General features: G+C 61.8%; 16 protein-coding genes. 1 reads left to right on the top strand and 15 read right to left on the bottom strand.

The annotated features are described in order from the left end of the window. Positions 1 to 11 precede the first annotated feature (11 nt). The 12 genes from RBI05_RS13105 to RBI05_RS13050 all read right to left on the bottom strand — a co-directional run bounded on the left by RBI05_RS13105 (position 12) and on the right by RBI05_RS13050 (position 15,231). Positions 12 to 1,046 (bottom strand): rod shape-determining protein, encoded by a 1,035-nt coding sequence (locus RBI05_RS13105; RefSeq protein ID WP_150459034.1) that lies wholly within the window; start codon positions 1,044 to 1,046, stop codon positions 12 to 14. Positions 1,047 to 1,101: 55 nt separating this feature from the next. Further along, the gene (gene radC / locus RBI05_RS13100) at positions 1,102 to 1,791 is read right to left on the bottom strand and encodes a RadC family protein (RefSeq protein ID WP_150459032.1); all 690 of its coding nucleotides are present in this window, start codon (positions 1,789 to 1,791) and stop codon (positions 1,102 to 1,104) included. A gap of 347 nt (positions 1,792 to 2,138) precedes the next feature. Next, entirely contained in the window at positions 2,139 to 2,747 is a 609-nt protein-coding gene (locus RBI05_RS13095) for a Maf family protein (protein ID WP_310551422.1), read from the bottom strand. 14 nt (positions 2,748 to 2,761) lie between these two features. Then, positions 2,762 to 3,007, bottom strand: coding sequence for a DUF4321 domain-containing protein (locus tag RBI05_RS13090; RefSeq protein ID WP_150459030.1), 246 nt, complete (start codon positions 3,005 to 3,007; stop codon positions 2,762 to 2,764). Positions 3,008 to 3,143: 136 nt separating this feature from the next. After that, positions 3,144 to 4,529: an SPOR domain-containing protein gene (locus tag RBI05_RS13085; protein ID WP_310551421.1), complete on the bottom strand. Its 1,386-nt coding sequence runs from the start codon at positions 4,527 to 4,529 to the stop codon at positions 3,144 to 3,146. 127 nt (positions 4,530 to 4,656) lie between these two features. Then, positions 4,657 to 5,835: a GGDEF domain-containing protein gene (locus RBI05_RS13080; protein ID WP_310551420.1), complete on the bottom strand. Its 1,179-nt coding sequence runs from the start codon at positions 5,833 to 5,835 to the stop codon at positions 4,657 to 4,659. A gap of 225 nt (positions 5,836 to 6,060) precedes the next feature. After that, positions 6,061 to 7,449, bottom strand: coding sequence for a UDP-N-acetylmuramate--L-alanine ligase (gene murC, locus RBI05_RS13075; protein ID WP_150459027.1), 1,389 nt, complete (start codon positions 7,447 to 7,449; stop codon positions 6,061 to 6,063). A 7-nt stretch (positions 7,450 to 7,456) separates the two neighbouring features. Next, a complete protein-coding gene (locus tag RBI05_RS13070; protein ID WP_310551419.1) occupies positions 7,457 to 8,842 on the bottom strand; it encodes a bifunctional folylpolyglutamate synthase/dihydrofolate synthase in 1,386 nt (461 codons plus the stop codon). A 7-nt stretch (positions 8,843 to 8,849) separates the two neighbouring features. Continuing rightward, positions 8,850 to 11,516 carry a valine--tRNA ligase gene (locus RBI05_RS13065; RefSeq protein ID WP_310551418.1) on the bottom strand — a complete coding sequence of 889 codons (2,667 nt, stop codon included), beginning with the start codon at positions 11,514 to 11,516 and terminating at the stop codon, positions 8,850 to 8,852. A 438-nt stretch (positions 11,517 to 11,954) separates the two neighbouring features. Further along, the gene (locus RBI05_RS13060) at positions 11,955 to 13,385 is read right to left on the bottom strand and encodes a DUF5808 domain-containing protein (protein ID WP_310551417.1); all 1,431 of its coding nucleotides are present in this window, start codon (positions 13,383 to 13,385) and stop codon (positions 11,955 to 11,957) included. A gap of 10 nt (positions 13,386 to 13,395) precedes the next feature. Continuing rightward, a complete protein-coding gene (locus tag RBI05_RS13055) occupies positions 13,396 to 13,788 on the bottom strand; it encodes a GntR family transcriptional regulator (protein WP_150459023.1) in 393 nt (130 codons plus the stop codon). Between the two features lie 144 nt (positions 13,789 to 13,932). Then, complete coding sequence (locus tag RBI05_RS13050; RefSeq protein WP_310551416.1) at positions 13,933 to 15,231, bottom strand: LysM peptidoglycan-binding domain-containing protein; 1,299 nt, start codon at positions 15,229 to 15,231, stop codon at positions 13,933 to 13,935. Between the two features lie 197 nt (positions 15,232 to 15,428). Here RBI05_RS13050 and greA point away from each other — a divergent pair, with 197 nt between their 5' ends. Continuing rightward, positions 15,429 to 15,914 carry a transcription elongation factor GreA gene (gene greA, locus RBI05_RS13045; protein WP_150459021.1) on the top strand — a complete coding sequence of 162 codons (486 nt, stop codon included), beginning with the start codon at positions 15,429 to 15,431 and terminating at the stop codon, positions 15,912 to 15,914. Positions 15,915 to 16,024: 110 nt separating this feature from the next. On the opposite strand, the gene RBI05_RS13040 is transcribed toward greA, so the two are convergent. From RBI05_RS13040 to hemB, 3 genes are read right to left on the bottom strand one after another with little or no spacing between them, the layout of a single operon-like run. After that, the gene (locus RBI05_RS13040; RefSeq protein WP_310551442.1) at positions 16,025 to 16,924 is read right to left on the bottom strand and encodes an RluA family pseudouridine synthase; all 900 of its coding nucleotides are present in this window, start codon (positions 16,922 to 16,924) and stop codon (positions 16,025 to 16,027) included. Between the two features lie 50 nt (positions 16,925 to 16,974). Then, on the bottom strand, positions 16,975 to 18,276 hold the full coding sequence (gene hemL / locus RBI05_RS13035; protein WP_150459020.1) for a glutamate-1-semialdehyde 2,1-aminomutase: 1,302 nt from the start codon (positions 18,274 to 18,276) through the stop codon (positions 16,975 to 16,977). A 55-nt stretch (positions 18,277 to 18,331) separates the two neighbouring features. Further along, positions 18,332 to 19,333 (bottom strand): porphobilinogen synthase, encoded by a 1,002-nt coding sequence (hemB, locus tag RBI05_RS13030; RefSeq protein WP_150459019.1) that lies wholly within the window; start codon positions 19,331 to 19,333, stop codon positions 18,332 to 18,334. Between the last annotated feature and the right edge of the window lie 182 nt (positions 19,334 to 19,515).

Raw genomic sequence — 19,515 nt, 5'->3', positions numbered from 1 at the left:
ATTCACGCGCTCTATCGCTTGGAACGGAGGGACATGCCGCCGCGGGATTTGAACCGGTGGATATTCTCCAGCGCCTTGCCTGTGCCGACGGCGACGCAGTCCAGCGGATTCTCGGCGACGATAACCGGCATCCCCGTCTCGCGGGCCAGCAGCTTGTCGAGGTTGCGGAGCAGAGCGCCGCCGCCCGTAAGCACGATGCCGCGGTCCATAATGTCGGCGGCGAGCTCCGGCGGACATTTCTCCAGCGTGACCTTGACGGCTTCAATCATGGCGCCGACCGTATCGGCAAGCGCTTCGCTGATTTCGTCCGAAGTGATGGTAATCGTCTTCGGCAGACCCGTTACCAGATCACGGCCGCGAATCTCCATGTTCTCCGCCGGATCGAGCGGCAGGGCCGAACCGATGTCCATTTTCAGCTGTTCAGCCGTACGTTCCCCGATCATCAGGTTGTACTGGCGCTTGATGTACTGGATGATCGACTCGTCCATCTCGTCGCCGGCTACGCGCACGGACCGGCTCGTCACGATGCCGCCGAGCGAAATCACGGCGACTTCCGTAGTGCCGCCGCCGATATCGACGACCATGCTGCCCGTCGGCTCCCAGACCGGAAGGTCGGCGCCGATCGCCGCCGCGAACGGCTCCTCGATTATGTAGGCTTCGCGCGCGCCTGCCTGCTTCGTCGCATCCTCAACCGCCCGCTGTTCCACAGCGGTAATCCCGGATGGCACGCAGATCATGACATTAGGGTGACGCTGGAACATGGAGCGCTGCTTCTGCGCCTGGCGGATGAAATATTTAATCATGGTAGCCGTTGTATCGAAATCGGCAATGACGCCGTCCTTCATCGGACGGATCGCCCGGATATTGCCGGGGGTACGACCGATCATCTTTTTGGCGGATTCGCCTACGGCTTCAATCGTCTTCGTATCGGTGCGGATCGCGACGACGGAAGGTTCGCGGACGACAATGCCCTTCCCGCGTACGTAGACCAGCGTGTTCGCCGTCCCCAAATCAATTCCCAAATCCTTCGTGAAACCACCTAACATGCTGTAAACTCCCTTTCCCTATGGGTATGCTTCATTTTTTGGCTATAGTCGTTCGCTAGATAATTCCCTTTTCTTTCAGACTCACAAAGCTGCCGTCCCCGATAATCAGATGGTCAAGCAGATCAATGCCGACGATCTCTCCCGCCTGGAACAGCCGCCGCGTCAGCGCGATGTCCTCCGGACTCGGAGCGGGATCGCCGCTCGGATGATTGTGCGCGCATACAATGGAAGCGCTGCTGTATTTGATAGCCGCCCGATAGACCTCGCGCGGATGCACGATCGATGCGTTCAGGCTGCCCATGGACAGCGTCTCCTGCGCAATGACGTGATTCTTCGTATTCAGAAACAGGCATACAAAATGTTCCTTCTGAAGATAGCGGAGCTGTTCGCTTAGCAGATCAGCCGCGTCTTGCGGGCTGCGGATCGTCACCGGCTCGCCCAGACGCGAACCCGCCATGCGCCGTCCCAGCTCGATGGCTGCCTTCAACTGCACCGCCTTGGCCGGGCCGATTCCCTTGATCCCGGTCAATTCCTCGACTCCGAGATCCGCCAGCTTCCGCAGGCCTCCGGCCTGTCCCAAAATGCGCTGCGCCACCGCGATCGCCGATTCCCGGCGTGTCCCTGTGCGCAGCAGAATGGCCAGCAGTTCCGCCTGGCTGAGTGCTTCCGCCCCATATTGCATCATGCGCTCTCTCGGTCGTTCTTCATGGGGGAGGTCCCGCAGCATAATCGTTGTCGTTTCCATCCCGGTATCTTCCCTTCAATGAAAAGCCGCCCGGCGTACAGCACATGCGATGGACCACCGCACTGTCGGGGACGGCATGTCTCCACTCTGTACGAAAACGAGAGACTGCTTTCCTGGTTTCCCTTTTAAACAATACCAGCTTGAAACGCCTTGTCAACCTGAGGGGGCCGGTAAATTCCGCCATATCCTGACAGGCTTCACGCGTATTCGGATAATCCCTGCCCATTATACCATGACCGCCCCCCACAATCGAGTCGGATCCTCCCTGTACGGAATAGGCCAAAAATAAGACGGCTGTCATCCCCTTGCGGGGAGACAGCCGTCCATATTTGCAGCGAGGAGCCGCTTCAAGCCAGCGCGCTGATTCCGAATTCCTGCAGCAGTCCGTGCAGCAGATAAATCGGCAGCCCGACGATGCCGTGATAATCGCCCTCGATACGCTCGATGAACACGGCCGCGAGTCCCTGGACCGCGTAGGCTCCGGCCTTGTCCATCGGTTCTCCGGTTGCGACATAGGCGGCGATCTCCCGCCCGTCGATGTTCCGCATGCTCACCCGGGCACGGGTGAAGCCGGTGCGGATCTTGCCCTCCGGCAGGCCGATGCAGGCGACGCCCGTGAACACTTCGTGCGTGCGGCCCGACAGGCGGCTAAGCATGGCTGCCGCCTCGGTCTCGTCCGCAGGCTTGCCGAGCACCTTCCCATCCAGAACGACGATGGTATCGCTGCCGATTACAACGGCCTCTCTTCCGGCAGAGCCGGCGGCCACTGCCTCCGCCTTGCGGACGGCGAGCGCCGTGACGATCTCTTCCGGAGACCAGCCCTCCGGCGTGGTCTCGTCGGCATCGCTTGGAATCACCTCAAAGGGCAAATTCAGCAGCGCCAGCAGTTCCCGTCTCCGGGGCGAGCCCGAAGCAAGCAGCAGCATTCGTTCCGGCCGCTGTACGCCGTTTAACATCCGGCCATCCCTCCTTATTTTCTCCGGTACAGCCAGACGGCTGCGATAATGCCCGCCAGACTGAGCAGACCAAGCTTGAAGCGGATGGCGATATCGTAGGCAATAATATCGAGATCGGCCCTCGGATTCCACTCCAGCATCTTCGAACGCGTCAGGAATTCCAGCCCCTGAACCGGTTCCAGCAGCCGGGACGCCCAGGCCCCGGCCAACCAGCCCAGAATGATGAACAGGATCAGCGTACCCGCATTTTTCTTTTTCATTTCAATATCCCCCGCCCTGAAATGACACCCCCTCATTATAAAGGGAAAGGGCTTGCCGGCACAATGTCCAATCAGCGCTGCGCGAGGTAAAGCGCAGCCGGTGGGAGCATGGCCGACAAGCCCGAATCGTCTATCTCTACAGGCCGGAGACAGAAGCCGAACCCGTATCCGGCGAAGACGCCGAGAGGAGCTCCAGCAGCCGTTTCTCCCCGGTCATCATCGTCAGCATGGAGTTCTGGACCTCCCACAGCAGCCCGTCCGCTCCGCTCTTGTCATACTCGCTCAGCGCCGCCACGGCCCGGGCAACGGCGCCTCCGATCTCCGCTGTCTCTGTCCGGGCGGACTCCGGCAAGCCGGCCTCCAAGGCCTTGGCCGCCTCCGACCAGCGAAGATGCAGATCGGAGATGCCGGACTGGTCGGCCGTTCCGCCGCTCAGCAGAGAAGCCGACAAGGCGCTCAGCCGGGCGAGCAGATCGCCGGAAGCGGCGAAGTATCCGCTGAGAGCGGACGAATCCGCGCCGGAAGCGAGCGCTCCCGACGAAGGCAGCGCCACTTCCCGCACATACAGCTCGATGCCCCGGTCTTTCAGGGCAAGCCCCAGACGCTTGGCTTGCTCGCGGTCCGGGGACAGCCCCGCGTACACCCGGTTGCCGTCTGAGGAATCGACGGCGGCGGCCAGCCCGGCGGCCGCCAGCTCCCCGCGGGCCTGCTCCGCTCCCGACGGCGAGCTGAACACGCCGTACTGGAGCAGATAGTACCGCTGGGCCGGTATCGGATCGGCCGCTGCGGCCGGGGTTACCCCCACCGCTCCGGGCTTGGCCGCGTTGCCGGCGTCTTCCGCTCCGCCGGCATCCGCGCCGCCGAGCAGCGACAGCGCCGCATAGCCCAGCACCAGCCCAATGCCGATCGCTCCGGCGACAAGCAGCGGGAACCGCCACCAGGAAGCGGGAGGGCGGGAACGGTAGCCGCTCCCTCTTCCCGGGTCTCCGGCATCCGCATGCGAGTAGGGCGAGTCGGAATAAGGGGGATCTTCGGCTCCCGCGAGAGGAGACCCGTAATCAAAATCGGCATAGCTTCCCGCCGGACGCTCTTCCTCTTCTTCCGGCCAGCGGTCCTGCACGGGCAGAAGCTCCCGCGGCTCCCGGGGCTCCGGCTCCCACCAGGGCCGGGGCGGCACCTGCGGCCGTTCCGTCTCTCTGCCCGGCATCCGGCGGCGCAAGGAGGCCAGAACCGGCTGGGCTGCGGCCGTCCTGGAGCGGGATTCCCCCTCTTCCTCAAGCTCCGTTCTCTCCGGAGGGCGGGCCCAGCGTGCCGGCTTCCGGTCTCCCGCTTCGCTGAAGCTGCCCGCTTGCGCCGCAGCCGGAGCCGCCGCTCTGCCCCATCTGTCCGGCTTGTCCGTCTGCATCGGCTTGTCCGTCTGCATCGGCCCCTCTACCGGCACCGGCCTGTCCGCGCGAACGGGTTCGTTCCCCGGCTTGTCTCTTCCTTCATCGAACCGGAATGTCATCCTTCCGCTGCTCATCCTGATCCCCTCCCATAATGATTTCGTTCGTTAAGAGATGATATGATAGACGATAGAGAAATATGACAGGCCCGGCACGCCTTCCTCCCCAAAAAGGCCGCTTCCGCCCCAGACAGGGGGGAAGCGGCTAACTGCCGCCGCATCCGGGTTCGACGCGGACCACGCGGTTGCGGCCTTCTCGTTTGGCCTGATACAACGCCGTATCGCTCAGCCGGTACAGATAATCAAGGGTAGCCGCGCTGCCCGGAATCAGAGTGATGACACCGATGCTGACCGAATAGCGAAGCGGTACCCCCTCTACTGACAGCCCTCCGATCGCCGCATTCAGCCGTCCGATCGTCTCGTCGCTGCTTCCTTCGTCCAGGCCGGGCAGAAGAACGGCGAACTCCTCCCCGCCGTAACGGCCCAGCAGCCCTTCTCCCATCAGCGCCCCGCCGGCTGCGGCTGCGAACTCGCGCAGCACCCGGTCTCCCGCCGCATGGCCATATACATCGTTGACCTGTTTGAAATGGTCGATATCCATCAGAATAAAAGAGATCGTCTCGCGCATTCGGCGGGCACGGTCCAGCGCAGGCTGGGCGAGCTCCAGGAACGAGCGCCGGTTCAGAAGCCCGGTCAGTTCATCGAACATGGCCATCCGCTTCAGTTCATCCAGCGACTGCTCCCGGGAGAGCAGGACAAATGCCGCTGTTCCGAGATTCATCAGCAGGAACATGCCGAGATAATACAGATTGGACACATGGCCCGGCGTAAATACGGTCTGCGAGGGCCCGTTCTGCAGAGCCGACACGCTCCGAGCCGCAAAAATAACGACCATTCCGCCATAGAGCAGACCGATCGCCCGCTGAAGCGGGGATCCCTCCCGGCCCAGTCCGAAACGGACGGCCGGATAAACCACGAACAGCATGGCGGCAAAGGAAGCTGCGGCAATCCGCAAATTCTCCTGATTGTGCACTATATAGACGCCTCCGTACAGAATGACGCTGAAGACCGAGAGTGCAATATAATAGCGCCGGACCGCAGGGCCGAAGCAGCCCTTGATGGACAGCAGCGAGACAATCTCCAGTCCTCCGCCGCCGAGCATGGCGGCGTTGCTGATCGGAATGAACGGCATATCGGGAATCCGTCCCCGGAGAAGCAGCAGGAACCAGCAGAGCGATTGCAGCCACTTGGCCACGACGAACCAGGTTCCGATTCCTTCGGTAGGATAGCGGCGCCGGTAGGAAGTGATCAGCAGCAGCGTAAAAAGATTGCCCAGAACGAGCGTAAGCAGAAGGGTCCGAATATCGACCTCAAAATCCATCATGTATCACCATCGGTTCGTAAGCGTTCGCAAAAGGACGATAGTCCAATATTAACCGATTCCGGGAAAGAAATCTTCCGTTTTTTTGCATTTCAATGTTTCGGCAGCTGCCTTCTGCCTCTTCAGGTGAAGCCAAGACAGACAGGCGCAGCTTCCGGGGAAGCTGCGCCTGTCTGCTCAACGTCTATTTATCGTCTAGTTCCGCCTGCAGCGGCTCGTTCGTCCCGTCTACCGGGAGCCTGCGCGCTGCTTCAGGTGATCGGCCAGCTGATAGCCGACCTTCCAGATGTCGCCCGCTCCCATCGTGAGCACCAGATCGCCGGGAGCGATCCGGTCCTTCAGATCGGCCAGGACGTCCTCCTTGGCAGGCAGATGCCGGGCTCCGGGATTGCTGTTGGCGATAATCAATTCCACCAGCTTGCCCGAGCTGACGCCTTCAATCTGTTTCTCGCCCGCAGGCGAGTAAATATCCGTAATGATGACCTCGTCCGCTTCGCCGAAGGCCCGGCTGAACGCATCCAGCAGGAAGAAGGTGCGCGTATAGCGCTGCGGTTGGAAGACGGCGATGATCCGTTTGCCGGTTGCCTTGGCGGCGCTGATGGTTGCCTGAATCTCCGTCGGGTGATGGGCGTAGTCGTCGATAACGAGAATATCGTCCACTTCCCCCAGCACCTGGAAACGGCGTTTCGCCCCGTTGAACCGGATAATCGCCCCGGCAATGTCGGCGAACGGAATCCCTGCCTTCAGGCAGACAATGACCGTTGCCATGGCATTGTACACATTATGTCTGCCCGGAACGGACAGCCGGATTTCGCCGAGCGCCTCCGCTCCGTGCTTCATCGTGAAGGAGACCTGGCGGTCTCCAAGCTGAATGTCTTCGGCCGTGTAATCGGCCGTCTGCGAATCAATGCCGTAGCTGACCACCGATGCCTTCACCTGCGGCAGCAGGGAAGCCACCGTCGGATCATCCGCGCAGACCACGGCTGTTCCGTCCTCGCGCAGCTGGTTCAGGAATTGCACATAGGCTTTCTTGAGCTGCTCGAAGTCGCCGCCGTAATTCTCCAGATGGTCGGGCTCAATATTGGTCACAATGCCCAGCCACGGATGGTACTGAAGGAAAGAGCCGTCGCTCTCGTCGGCTTCCGCCACCACGAATTCGCCCTGTCCCGCCTTGGCGTTCGTGCCGACGTTCATGATCTCTCCGCCGATAATATAAGTGGGATCCACGCCGCACTCCTCCATGACCAGCGCGATCATGGACGACGTTGTCGTCTTGCCGTGCGCTCCCGCAACCGCAACGCCCTTGCGTTCGTTGAGCAGCCGCGCCAGCATCTGCGAGCGGTGAAGAATCGGGATATTCAGCCGTTCGGCCTCCACCCGTTCCACATTGTCCTTCGGAAGAGCGGTCGAGTACACGACCAGATCGGCGCCCTGCACCTGCTCGGCTTCATGGCCGATATAGACCTTGGCGCCCTTCTGGATCAGCTTCTCCGTCAATTCCTGCGCCGCCACGTCCGATCCCGTAACCGTATAGCCCATCTCCAGCATCACTCTGGCGATGGCGCTCATCCCGTAGCCGCCGATTCCTATAAAATGAACGCGTTCCGTAGTATTCAACAGTCAGTCACCAGCCTTTTTCAGAATCGGGTTGCCGCAAAAGCGCGCCGCGCACATCGGATATCAGATAGAGCGTACCTGTGACGACAGCCAGATCGTCCCCGCCGGTCCGGGACCGCAGGTCCGCCAGCGCTGCCTGCCAGTCCGGCTCCACCACGATGTTCAAGTTCTCCTTGGCATACTTCTCCCGCAGACTCTCCGCGATTGCCCGAAGCTGCTCGGCGTCCATTTTCTTCCGGAAATCCGGTTCGGTCAGGATAAGCGTATCCACTATAGGAAGTATATGCTTGAAGTAGGACTCATGATGCTTGTTAGCCAGCATACCCATCATCAAATTTAGTCGATTGTAACGGTAAAAACGCGGGAGGCTCGCCGCAAGGCTCGCCGCCCCCTCGGGATTGTGGGCGCCGTCGAGCACGACTCGCGGCGTTCCCTCGATCTCTTCCAGCCTTCCGGCCCAGGACGCCTCGCGGAAGCCCGCGAGCACATCCTCGTCCTCCAGCATGAAAGCCAAGTACTGACGCAGCACCTCCAGCGCCATCATCGCGCCAGCTGCGTTGGCGACCTGATGCTCGCCCTTCAGGCCGATGGCCAGCTTCAGCGAACGGAACGGTCCGTTGAAGCTGAACTGCTGCTCCCGGCTGCCTTCCCGGTAGTCCTCCGTCTCATAGGAGAACTGCTCGCCGGCAAGATAGAGCGTCGAACGGCACTCGGCCGCGCGGGCCTTGAGCACGGCGACGGCCTCCGGCTGGTCCACGCAACTGACGGCAGGGACGCCGGGCTTAATAATGCCCGCCTTCTCGCCTGCGATGGCCGTCAGGGTATCGCCCAGCACATCCGTGTGGTCGTAGCCGACGTTGGTAATGATTGAGACAATTGGGGTCACGATGTTGGTAACATCCAGCCTTCCCCCCAGGCCTGTCTCCCATACGACGACGTCGGGATAGCAGACTTCGGCGTAGTAGAGAATCGCCAGAGCCGTCGAGACCTCGAACATGGTCGGAGAACCGAGCTCGGTCAAGGCAATCTCCTCGACCAGCGGCCGCAGCCGCGAAGCCAGCTGCGCAAGCGTCTCTTCGGGAATGTCTTCCCCGTTGAACTGGAAACGGTTCGTGAATTTCGTAATATACGGGGAGGTGTAGGTGCCGACCGCATATCCCGACCGCAGCAGCGCGGAGGTCAGGAACGCGCAGGTCGAACCTTTGCCGTTCGTTCCCGCCACATGAATGAATTTCAGCCGGCGGTGCGGGTGGCCGAGGGCTTCCATCAACCGTTCGATCCGCTCCAGTCCCGGGCGGATGCCGAACGGAATCAGCCCGTTGATCCATTCGACCGCTTCATTGTAAGTAAAGGCAGGGACGGTCAAGCCCGCCCCTTGATCTCTGTGTTCCATAGGTCTCTTATCCTCTCAGCTCGGCGATGCGGGCCAGCACTTTGTCCCGCTTGGCGGCGTAGTCGGCCTGCTTGGCCTTCTCCTCCTCAATCACCTTGGCCGGAGCCTTGGCGACAAAGCCGGGATTGGACAGCTTCTTGTCTACGCGCTCCACTTCCGAGGTCAGCGTCTGCGCTTCCTTCTCGAGACGCTTGATCTCCTGGTCGATGTCGATCAGACCGGCCAGCGGCAGCAGCAGCTCGGCGCCGGTTACGACGCCGGACATCATTTTGTCCGGTACGGCCGGGTTCAGTCCCGCCTCAAAAGAAGACGTATTGGCGAACCGGCTGATGGAGCCGGCGTTGCGCCGGATAATGCCCAGCGTGTCCTCGTCGGCAGCCTTGACGATCAGCTCCACCTTCTTGCTCATCGGCACATTCACTTCGGCCCGGATATTGCGAACGCTGCGGATCATGTCCATCAGCAGGTTCATCTCGGCCACCGCCGCGTCGCTTGCCAGCGTTTCGTCGAATACCGGCCAGGCGGCCAGCGCAATCGTCTCGCCGTCATGCGGCAGATGCTGCCAGATCTCTTCGGAGATGTACGGCATGAACGGATGAATCAGACGGAGCGTCCGGTCCAGCACGTAAGCCAGCACCGATTGGGTCTTGGCCTTGGCCGCCGCATCTTCCCCGTAGAGTGAGAGCTTGGCGAATTCGATGTACCAGTCGCACAGATCGTCCCAGATGAAGTTGTAGAGCAGACGGCCGGTCTCGCCAAAGTCATAGGCGTCTATTAGACGCGAAACATCCCGCGAAGTTTCGTTCAGCCGGTGAAGGATCCAGCGGTCCGCCGTTCCAAGCTCGCCGGAAATGTCGATCCGGTCATACGTTACGCCCTCCAGATTCATCAGCGCGAAGCGCGAAGCGTTCCAGATCTTGTTGGCAAAATTCCGCGCCTGCTCGACTTTCTCCCAGCGGAAGCGCAGATCCTGTCCCGGCGTGCTGCCCGTCGAGATCATGAAGCGCATCGCATCGGCTCCGTATTTCTCGATGACTTCAAGCGGATCGACGCCGTTGCCGAGCGATTTGGACATTTTGCGTCCTTCCGCGTCGCGGACAAGACCGTGAATCAGCACATCGCGGAACGGCTTCTCGCCGGTGAACTCCAGCGCCGTGAAGATCATCCGGGCCACCCAGAAGTAGATGATGTCATATCCGGTAACCAGGACATCGGTCGGATAATAGCGCTTGAAGTCGGCGGCTTCCTCGTCCGGCCAGCCCAGCGTCGAGAACGGCCACAGGGCGGAGCTGAACCAGGTGTCGAGCACATCCTCATCCTGGCGGAGGTCGGTCAGGCCGCTCTTCGCTCTGGCCTCTTCCTCCGTGCGGGCGACGACCATCTCGCCGGTCGATTCGGAGTACCAGGCCGGAATGCGGTGCCCCCACCAGAGCTGGCGGGAGATGCACCAGTCGCGGACATTCTCGATCCAGTGCAGGTAGATCTTCTCAAAACGGTCCGGCACAAAGTTCACGCCGCTGCCGTCTTTCTGGCTCCGGATGGCGGCCTCGGCCAGCGGCTCCATGGCCACGAACCACTGCGTCGAGAGATACGGCTCGACAACGGCGCCGGAGCGCTCGCTGTGTCCGACCTGGTGCACATGGTCCTCGATATTTACGAGAACGCCCTGCTCCTTGAGATCGGCCACGATGCGCTTGCGGCAGTCCGCGCGGTCGAGCCCTTGGTACGGTCCGGCTTCCGCATTCATCGTACCGGTCTCGTCCATGACGACGATCTGCGGGAGATGATGGCGCTGGCCGACTTCAAAGTCGTTCGGGTCGTGGGCCGGCGTAATCTTCACCGCGCCGCTGCCAAAGTCCTTCTCGACGTACTCGTCGGCGATCACCGGAATTTCGCGGCCGATTACCGGCAGCTTCAGCATTTTGCCGACCATGTTCTTATAGCGCTCGTCTTCCGGATGAACCGCCACCGCCGTATCGCCGAGCATCGTCTCGGGGCGGGTCGTCGCTACCGTAATGGAGCCGCTGCCGTCCGCCAGCGGATAGCGCAGATGATACAGATGGCCGTTCACTTCCTTGTACTCCACCTCAATGTCCGACAGTGCCGTCCGGGCGGCCGGGTCCCAGTTGATAATCCGTTTGCCGCGGTAGATCAGGCCCTTCTCGAACAAGCGGACGAAGACTTCCCGAACCGCCTGCGACAGACCTTCATCCAGCGTGAATCGCTCTCTGGAGTAATCCAGCGACAGGCCCATCTTCGCCCACTGTTCGCGGATCGTGCCGGCGTACTGCTCCTTCCAGGACCATACCTGTTCCAGGAATTTCTCGCGGCCCAGATCATAGCGGCTGACGCCCTGCTCGCGCAGCTTCTGCTCCACCTTCGTCTGGGTGGCAATCCCCGCATGATCGGCGCCGGGCAGCCAGAGCGCATCATAACCCTGCATCCGCTTCGTGCGGATCAGAATATCCTGGAGCGTAAAGTCGAGCGCATGGCCGATATGCAGCATGCCCGTTACGTTAGGGGGCGGGATAACAATGGTGAACGGCTTCGCTTCGGGGATGCGTCCCGCGCGGAAATAGCCGCCCTCCTGCCAGTACGTGTACCATTTCTGCTCGGCTGCCTTCGGATCGTAAGTCGTCGGCATGTCGAGCGTTGCCGGTTGATTCTCTGCCATTTGTGTTGACCTCCATTGCATTATGAATGTGACGGGGGAGAGCCTGCAAGAACCGGATCTGTCCCGAAGCATACAAAAAGGCCTTTCGTCCTCAAAGGACGAAAGGCCATTCTTTCGCGGTACCACCTTTGTTTCGCGCGCGGCGGAAGTTCTTCCGGCCGTCATCCGTCCCGGCTGACCAGTCAGCTGCGGGCGGGGCGCGACACTCAACCAGGATAACGGCCTGCATCCGGCTCGACCTACCCGGGAACCTCTTCGCTCCCGTCTCAATCGAACGACTCCGGGGCGACTTCGCCGGCCTGACTTCCTGCGGAACTTCCAGCGCCTGCCGTTCCGCTCTCTGTAGGGTCTGCCGTCTACTCTTCCCGTTCCCAGTCTTTCACGTACTGCCTTGGATTGTAAGATATGCTTATTCCCATAATACCGTCTGCGCTTGGGCTAGTCAACCGGAGGAGTCTCGGCCGCCCGAAGCTTCTCGTACAGACGGCGGGTCTGCGCCGGGTCCTTCTCGTTGAACACGACCCGCTGCTGCTTGTAGCCATCCGCCAGCCGGATCATCAGATAGGGCGGCGTTTCCTTATAGACGTACAGCCGGGTTGGGCCGTATCCCTTCAGACGGAATATTCCGCGCGCATACTGCGAGGTCGCGGAACCGTTCGTCTTCGTACCGCCCGGCAGCTTGTCGACCAGGGCGACTTCCCGGATGTCCGAGGCCGGAAAATCGAAGTTGTACATCGTGCTTCGGATCTCGACCGTACCGGACGCAGTCAGGTTCAGACGCGGCTCGCTGAAGTCCTCCCAGACTACGAGAGCGCTGACGCCGGCCAGCACCAGGGCGCCCAGCAGGATGGCAATGCGGGTGCTCACCCGCCCGGCCCGGGTCGCCATATTGAAGGTGGTGCCGATGCCCGTCCGCTTCGCAACCATGACGCTCCGGTCATCCGGATTGTAATACGTCATGCCGTTGATCCATAGAGCATCGTCGTCCGTGGCGAGCGGGGCGTCGTCCATCTCCAGTCCATCCCGCTTCTCCCGGCCCATATACCGGGCGACCCCGCAGATAAATCCCAGCGGAACGAGCGTCTGAAGAACCGCGAAGACGGTCCACCACACGGCAAGAGCCGGTTCTTCCCTCGGCGCAAGCAGGGTCAGAGCTGCAGCCAGGCCGCTGTCCAGCAGGGAGAGCGCCAGCCACAGCGCGGAATAGGCGCGCCGGACCGAAATGTTCAGCGCTTCATTCCATTCCCTGTTGCGGCTGTACACCTTCGCCTTCATGCGCCGGAAAGCCAGCGCGAGAACGAAATACAGAAGCGAAGTGCCCATCGCCGTACAAGCGACGGCCGGCAGCGCGGAATCGGAATCGCCCAGCCCCGACCGGACCGCAGCCAGCGCCAGCCCAAGCGGTATGGCGTGCAGCCAGGGAGATAGCGATCCCCGGTTCTTCATCAGCGCGAGCTTCGTATCGGCATAGACCACCCGGGCCTCCCCGAGCGTCCAGCCCCGTCTGCGCTTGAGCTCCGCGCTGCTCCGGTGCGCGGACAAGTACAGCCTGTAGCGCATCAGGCACATCACGGAAGTCCAGGCCAGCATTCCCAGAAAGGCAGCCGACGCATAATCCGCAAGCGGCGTGAAGGACAGGACGGCCAGCAGCGCCAGCAGCAGTGTCAGCCCGGTCACGTTCAACCGCCGGTTCCTCCCGCCATAGAGCCGGCGAATCTCGTCCAGCTCGGGGTCTCCGGTATTGCCCGAGGGAATTCCGGTCCCGAGAATGACGGCACCGCCCGGAACCTTCTCGGTCTTGCCGTAAGAAGCGGCGGCGGCCAGATATACGATCAGTCCGGCTCCGCCGAGAATAAGTGCAAATAACATCGGTTCCCTCCTACTCGTCTGCCCGGCCCGCGGGCTTCATGGCGGCGAAGATTCCGGTGCAGACGTCCATAAATTCCTGACGGCCGATTCCGTGCAGCCGCGCTTCGCTGATGACAAGCTGTAGAGCGCGCTGCAGTTTCTCCCGTTCCTCCGGTCCGCCGGACGAAGCGGCCGCCACGCTGGCTCCGTGCCGCCGGTCCACGCGCAGGAAGCCTTCCGCCTTCAGCATGGCGTAAGCCTTGTTGACCGTCATCGCATTGATGCCGAGTTCACCGGCCAGCTGCCGGATCGCCGGCAGCTTCTCGCCCGGCTCCAGTTCCCCGGTGCCGATGGCAATGACGACCGCGTTGCGGAGCTGCTGGTAAATGGGCACCTCGCTTTTGAAATCCAGCCTGATAATCATGATACGCGAGCCTCCTTTGGCCATGTTCGCCGCATTAAGTATTATTAATAATAATACATATACTACAGATATGCAAACTCAACAAAAAATCAGGCGGCCGCTTATACGCGTACCCGCCTGATCTTCCGCCCGCTCTTCTTTTGTTCAGGGAATATACAGGATTTGTCCTTCTTCCACCGCTCCGGACGCCAGGCGGTTGTAGAGCGTTAGCTCTCTCGCGCTGATCCGGTATTTCTCGGCGATGCTGTCCAACGTCTCTTCCCGCTGAACAATGCACAGGCGGACCCTGCGAAAAGGCTCCGTCCCCTCCAGACTCCGAATGAACCGGCTCTTCCATTCCGGCTCGCCGGATGCCGCGCCCGCCGCCGCACCCTGCTCCTCTTTCTCTTCCGGGTCCGGGTTTCCGGTCCGCTCGCCGAGGTTGCGGCTGGACGAGAGCAGGGAGGAGAAGGTAACCGCAGCGCCTCCGTCGCCGGACGCTTCCTTCTTGCTTCCGAGCGCCACCTTCAGGTCGGGCTTCTCTTCCGGGGGGAATGCGGCGGCGTCTTCCGCCGCTTCGGGGTCCAGCGGAGCCGCAGCTTCAAGCGGCGTCGCCCAAGGAGCGGAAGAGGCGGCGTCCGCCCATTCCGCGGCGGCCGGCTCCTCCGCTTCAGGCTCCCGTACGCCGGCTGCTTCTTCGCCGTCCGCCAGCGTAGCCGCCGGCGCAGCCGCCTCCCGCGGCGCCGCCTGGCTAAGCGCCGCCCAACCTTCTTCCGGAGCGGCTTCGACCGGCTCCGATTCGCATTTTTCACGGAAGGTTACGCTCTCGTCCTTCTTATCCAGGCCGAGCGCGGCCACCGTCAGCTCCGGTTCGTTCTGAAGCCCCGGGTAGAAGCCGGTCTCCGGTTCGTACGCCTGCGGTTCTTCCGAGTCGCGCTCCGGCTCGCTCTCCTCGCTCAGCCCTTCGCCATACGTCCACAGCGAGTTCTCGTACAGCGACTCTTCCTCTGCCGGCGATGCAGGCTCTGCCCGCTGGTCGGACGCTGACCCGGAAGGCGCATAGGCGACCGTGTATTCTTCCTTCTGCCAGGCCGGCATTCCCGCCGGCTCTCCGACGCCGCGCAGCGACAGGACTCCCGTCAGGTTGACGGTGCGCATTGACAGCAGGTCGATATCGAAATTGTCGATCTCCACACCGACCTCTTCGATCGAGCCGACCCGGGTCAGCGGCACGGTAATTTCCACCGGGATGAAATGCTCCAGACGCTGGGTTCGGTCATCTTCGCTTCGGTACAGACCCGTCAGCACAAGGCGGCCGTAGAGCTCGGCCTGACTGCCTTTGGGTACCACCCGGATATCCGGCACCAGCTCCACTTCCTCCAGCTCGGCGATTCCCGGCAGGTCTTGTGGCAGCTGAACACGTTCATAAATATCAAACCGCAAGCCGTTCGACTGGTCAAACACGGGAAATATCCTCCTTCTTGGCCCTGTCTCGTCCCGAACCTGTCCGGGGGCCGGGCCCATAATCACGCTCTTCCCATGTATATGCCCCGATCGGCGTCCCATTCCTGCCGGGCAGGGCGAATCTCGGGTTTCATTTTTAAAACCGGCGGCATTTGAGGTACAATAGAGATAAATACGAGTAACGGGGGTACCAAGGAATGGCAAGCAAAGAAGATCAGATCATCCTGACACCGGAAGGCTACGCCCAGCTGGAAGAAGAATTGAAGCAGTTGAAGGGAGCGGGCCGCAAAGAATTGTCCCAGCGGCTGAAGCTGGCGATCAGCTACGGCGACCTGAAGGAGAACAGCGAATATCATTCCGCCAAGGACGATCAGGCGTTCATGGAGACCCGCATCAAGACGCTTGAGAATATGCTCAAGAACGCCCGTGTGGTCAGCGCCGACAGTCTGGATGTCTCTGCTGTAAGCGTCGGTTCCACGGTCGTTCTGAACGATGTGGAATTCAACGAACGGATCGAATACCGGATTGTCAGCCCGGCGGAAGCCGATGTCTCCAACAACAAACTGTCCTATGAGAGTCCGCTCGGCAAGGAGCTGATGGGCAAGAAGGCGGGAGATGCGATCCGCGTCGAAGCGCCGGTTGGCGTGATTACGTACGAGCTGCTGGAAATCAAGCTGAGCTGACTTTATCTCCGGAACTGCATTCATCTCCAAAACTAAAAGCCCGAAAGTCGCCGGCTTCTGCCGTGCGACTCTCGGGCTTTGTGCTGCTCTTGTTCCTTGTGGCGGGCTTCCTAGCGCCCTGCAGGCGGTCCGCCCGCTTCCAGGTCGCGCCGCAGGCGCTCCAGATCCTCCGGCCACGGGCAGACAACCTCTGTCTTCTCCCGCGTCCACGGATGGGGAAAGACCAGCGATTCGCCGTGAAGCGCCTGCCGCTTCACGGCGGCGCCGGCGCGGGGCCGTCCAGGAACCGGGCCGCCTCCGTACAGCAAGTCTCCGATCAGCGGGAAGCCCAGATGGCTGAAGTGCACGCGGATCTGGTGCGTCCGTCCCGTCTCCAACTCCAGACGAACCAGACTGGCGCCCCGGTACTTCTCCAGGCCGGTGATCCGGGTTACCGCGTTCTGGCCCGAAGGAGATACCCGGCGGCGGCCCGAATGGTGGCGGTCGCGGCCGATCGGCTCGTCGATGACCTGGAGGGTATCCGGCACTTCGCCGTATACCAGCGCGGCATAGCGCCGGGAGATCATCTTCGCGGCCATCGCCTCATCCAGCACAAGCTGGGCCAGCTCATTCTTGGCGTACAGCACCGGTCCGGACGTATCCTTATCCAGCCGGTGGATGTGGCGGACGGCGCAGGCCTGTCCGGTCATGGCATAATGTCCCGCTACCGCTCCGTCCAGCGTCGGCTCCTCCCGTCCGCTTCCGTCGGGATGGACATTCATCCCCGCGGGCTTGAGCGCGACCAGACAGAAGTCGTCCTCATAGAGGACGTCCAGTCCGCACCAGTCGGGGGCCAGGCCCGGCTCCCGGGGCGGAAAAAAAGCGACGCGCAGCCGGTCGCCCCGCCACTGCACGCCGCCTTCGCGAAGCAGGCGGGCCAGCAGCTTCTCCGGGACCTTGGCGGCGTTCCGCAGCCAGTCTTCGGCCGCCAGGGCCGGCTCGGACGCACCTGCGACCGGCTTGCCGGGCATGGCCTCCAGCCACTCGCCGCGCCGGGTCCAGCTTGCCGGCACCGCCCCGCTCACAGCGATTTCAGCGCGGCCCGGTGCGCTTCCAGCGTGTCGTCGATGTCCTGCTCGGTATGGGCGGCGGACAGGAACATGCCTTCGAACTGGGAAGGCGGCACATTGATTCCGCGGTTCAGCATTTCGCCGAAATAGGCCCGGAAGCGCGCCTGATCGCTGCTCTTCGCGGAGTCATAGTCGGTAACCGGTCCTTCCGTGAAGAACGGGCAGACCATGGAGCCGACGCGGTTGACGGTCAGCGGAATGCCGGTCTCCCGGGCATTGGCTGCAAGCCCCTCTTCCAGACGGGCCCCCAGAACCTCCAGCCGGTCATAGACTTCCGGCGTCAGCAGCTTGAGGGTCGTATATCCGGCCGCCATCGCCAGCGGATTGCCGCTCAGCGTCCCGGCCTGGTAGATCGGACCGCTCGGCGCGATTCTCTCCATAATGTCCCGCCGTCCGCCGTAGGCGCCGACGGGAAGGCCGCCGCCGATGACCTTGCCGAAGCAGGTCAGGTCCGGCGTAATGCCGAATCTTCCCTGTGCGCAGCCGTATCCGACCCGGAAGCCGGTCATGACCTCGTCGAAGATCAGCAGGGCGCCCGCTCCGGCCGTCAGCTCGCGCAGGCCTTCCAGGAAGCCCGGCCGGGGCGGCACGACTCCCATATTGCCCGCCACCGGCTCCACGATGACGGCGGCGATGTCGTCGCCGAACCGCTCAAAGGCCGCCCGCACCGATTCCAGGTCATTATACGGGACGGCAATGGTATTGGCGGCGATTCCTTCCGGCACTCCCGGACTGTCCGGCAGGCCGAGCGTAGCTACGCCCGAGCCGGCTTTGATGAGCAGGCTGTCGCCGTGCCCATGGTAGGAGCCTTCAAATTTCAGGATTTTGTTGCGGCCGGTATATCCGCGCGCCAGCCGGATGGCGCTCATGGTCGCTTCCGTTCCGGAATTGACCATTCGCACGATATCGACCGAAGCGACCCGTTCTGCAACCGTCTTTGCCATTTCCGTCTCCAGCAGCGTCGGAGCGCCGAAGCTCGTTCCCTTGGCGGCCGTCCGCTGCAGTGCATCCACCACCTCGGGGTGGGCGTGTCCCATAATCAGCGGGCCCCAGGACAGCACGTAGTCGATGAACTCGTTCCCGTCGATGTCGCAGATCCGCGATCCGCTTCCCCGGTCCACATAGACCGGTGTCAGGCCGACCGATTTGAACGCCCGAACCGGGCTGTTCACCCCGCCGGGGATATACTGCTTCGCTTCTTCAAAAGCGGCCCGGGAAGCTTCTTCCCGGCGCACTGTTCGTTCCTTGGCCATAAGTCGCCACTCCTTTATGTTGTAAGTTCCTCCGCTCCCCGGCAGGGAGCGTCCCCTACTCGCGCAGCCAGCGAACCGCGTCTTTGGCGTGATAGGTAATAATCATGTCGGCGCCGGCGCGCTTCATGCCTGTCAGCGTCTCCAGCACAATTACTTTCTCGTTGATCCAGCCGGCCTGAGCAGCCGCCTTGACCATTGAATACTCGCCGCTCACATTGTAGGCGACCAGGGGCAGGTCGAACTGGTCACGGATGACCCGGACCACATCCAGGTAAGCAAGGGCAGGCTTCACCATCAGCATGTCCGCGCCCTCCAGAACATCGGTCTCCGCTTCGCGGATCGCCTCCCGCAGATTCGCGGGGTCCATCTGGTACGTCTTGCGGTCGCCGAACTGCGGCGCTGAATCGGCGGCCTCGCGGAACGGTCCGTAATAGGCGGACGCATACTTGACCGAGTAGGACATGATCGGCACGTGCTCATAGCCGGCCTCGTCAAGGCCGGAACGGATCGCCTGCACGAAGCCGTCCATCATGTTCGAAGGCGCGATGATATCGGCGCCCGCCTTGGCCTGGGAGACCGCAGTCCGCGCCAGAAGAGCGAGCGAAGCGTCATTCATGACGTCGCCCGTTACCGTTCCGTCGGCAGCGGTATGGGTATGAACCATGCCGCAGTGGCCGTGGTCCGTGAATTCGCACAGGCAGGTGTCGGCGATGACAATCAGTTCGGGGTACCAGCTCTTGATCAGCCGGGTCGCTTCCTGTACGATTCCTTCGTCGGCGTAGGCCGACGAGCCTACGGCATCCTTCGTCTCGGGAACGCCGAACAGCAGGACGGCAGGTATTCCGAGGGAAGCAATTTCATCGACTTCTTCCTTCAGCGTATCGAGCGAGAAATGGAACACGCCGGGCATGGAGCTGATCTCATTCTTCACGCCGGTGCCAAAAGTGACAAAGATCGGCTGGATCAAATCCAGCGGATTCAATACGGTCTCGCGGACCATGCCGCGGATTCCGGCCGAGCCGCGCAGGCGGCGATGCCGTACTATCGGAAAACTCATCTCAGGTTCCTCCTAATCGTTATGCACTCTCTATACTGTCCCAATTCCGCGCAAAACACAAGAAACCCGCCGCAGGGCAAGCCAGCTGCGGATTCGGGTTCTTGAGGCGGATTCAGGCGCTCTGCAGGTCCAGGTGCTTACGGCCTCCGGTGCTTGCAGACTCTGGTGCCTGCAAGTTTCAG

Origin of the sequence: Paenibacillus glufosinatiresistens, assembly GCF_031470375.1 — a bacterium.
Lineage (GTDB): Bacteria > Bacillota > Bacilli > Paenibacillales > Paenibacillaceae > Paenibacillus_AQ > Paenibacillus_AQ glufosinatiresistens.
This window is presented reverse-complemented; position numbering and strand designations above follow the sequence as displayed.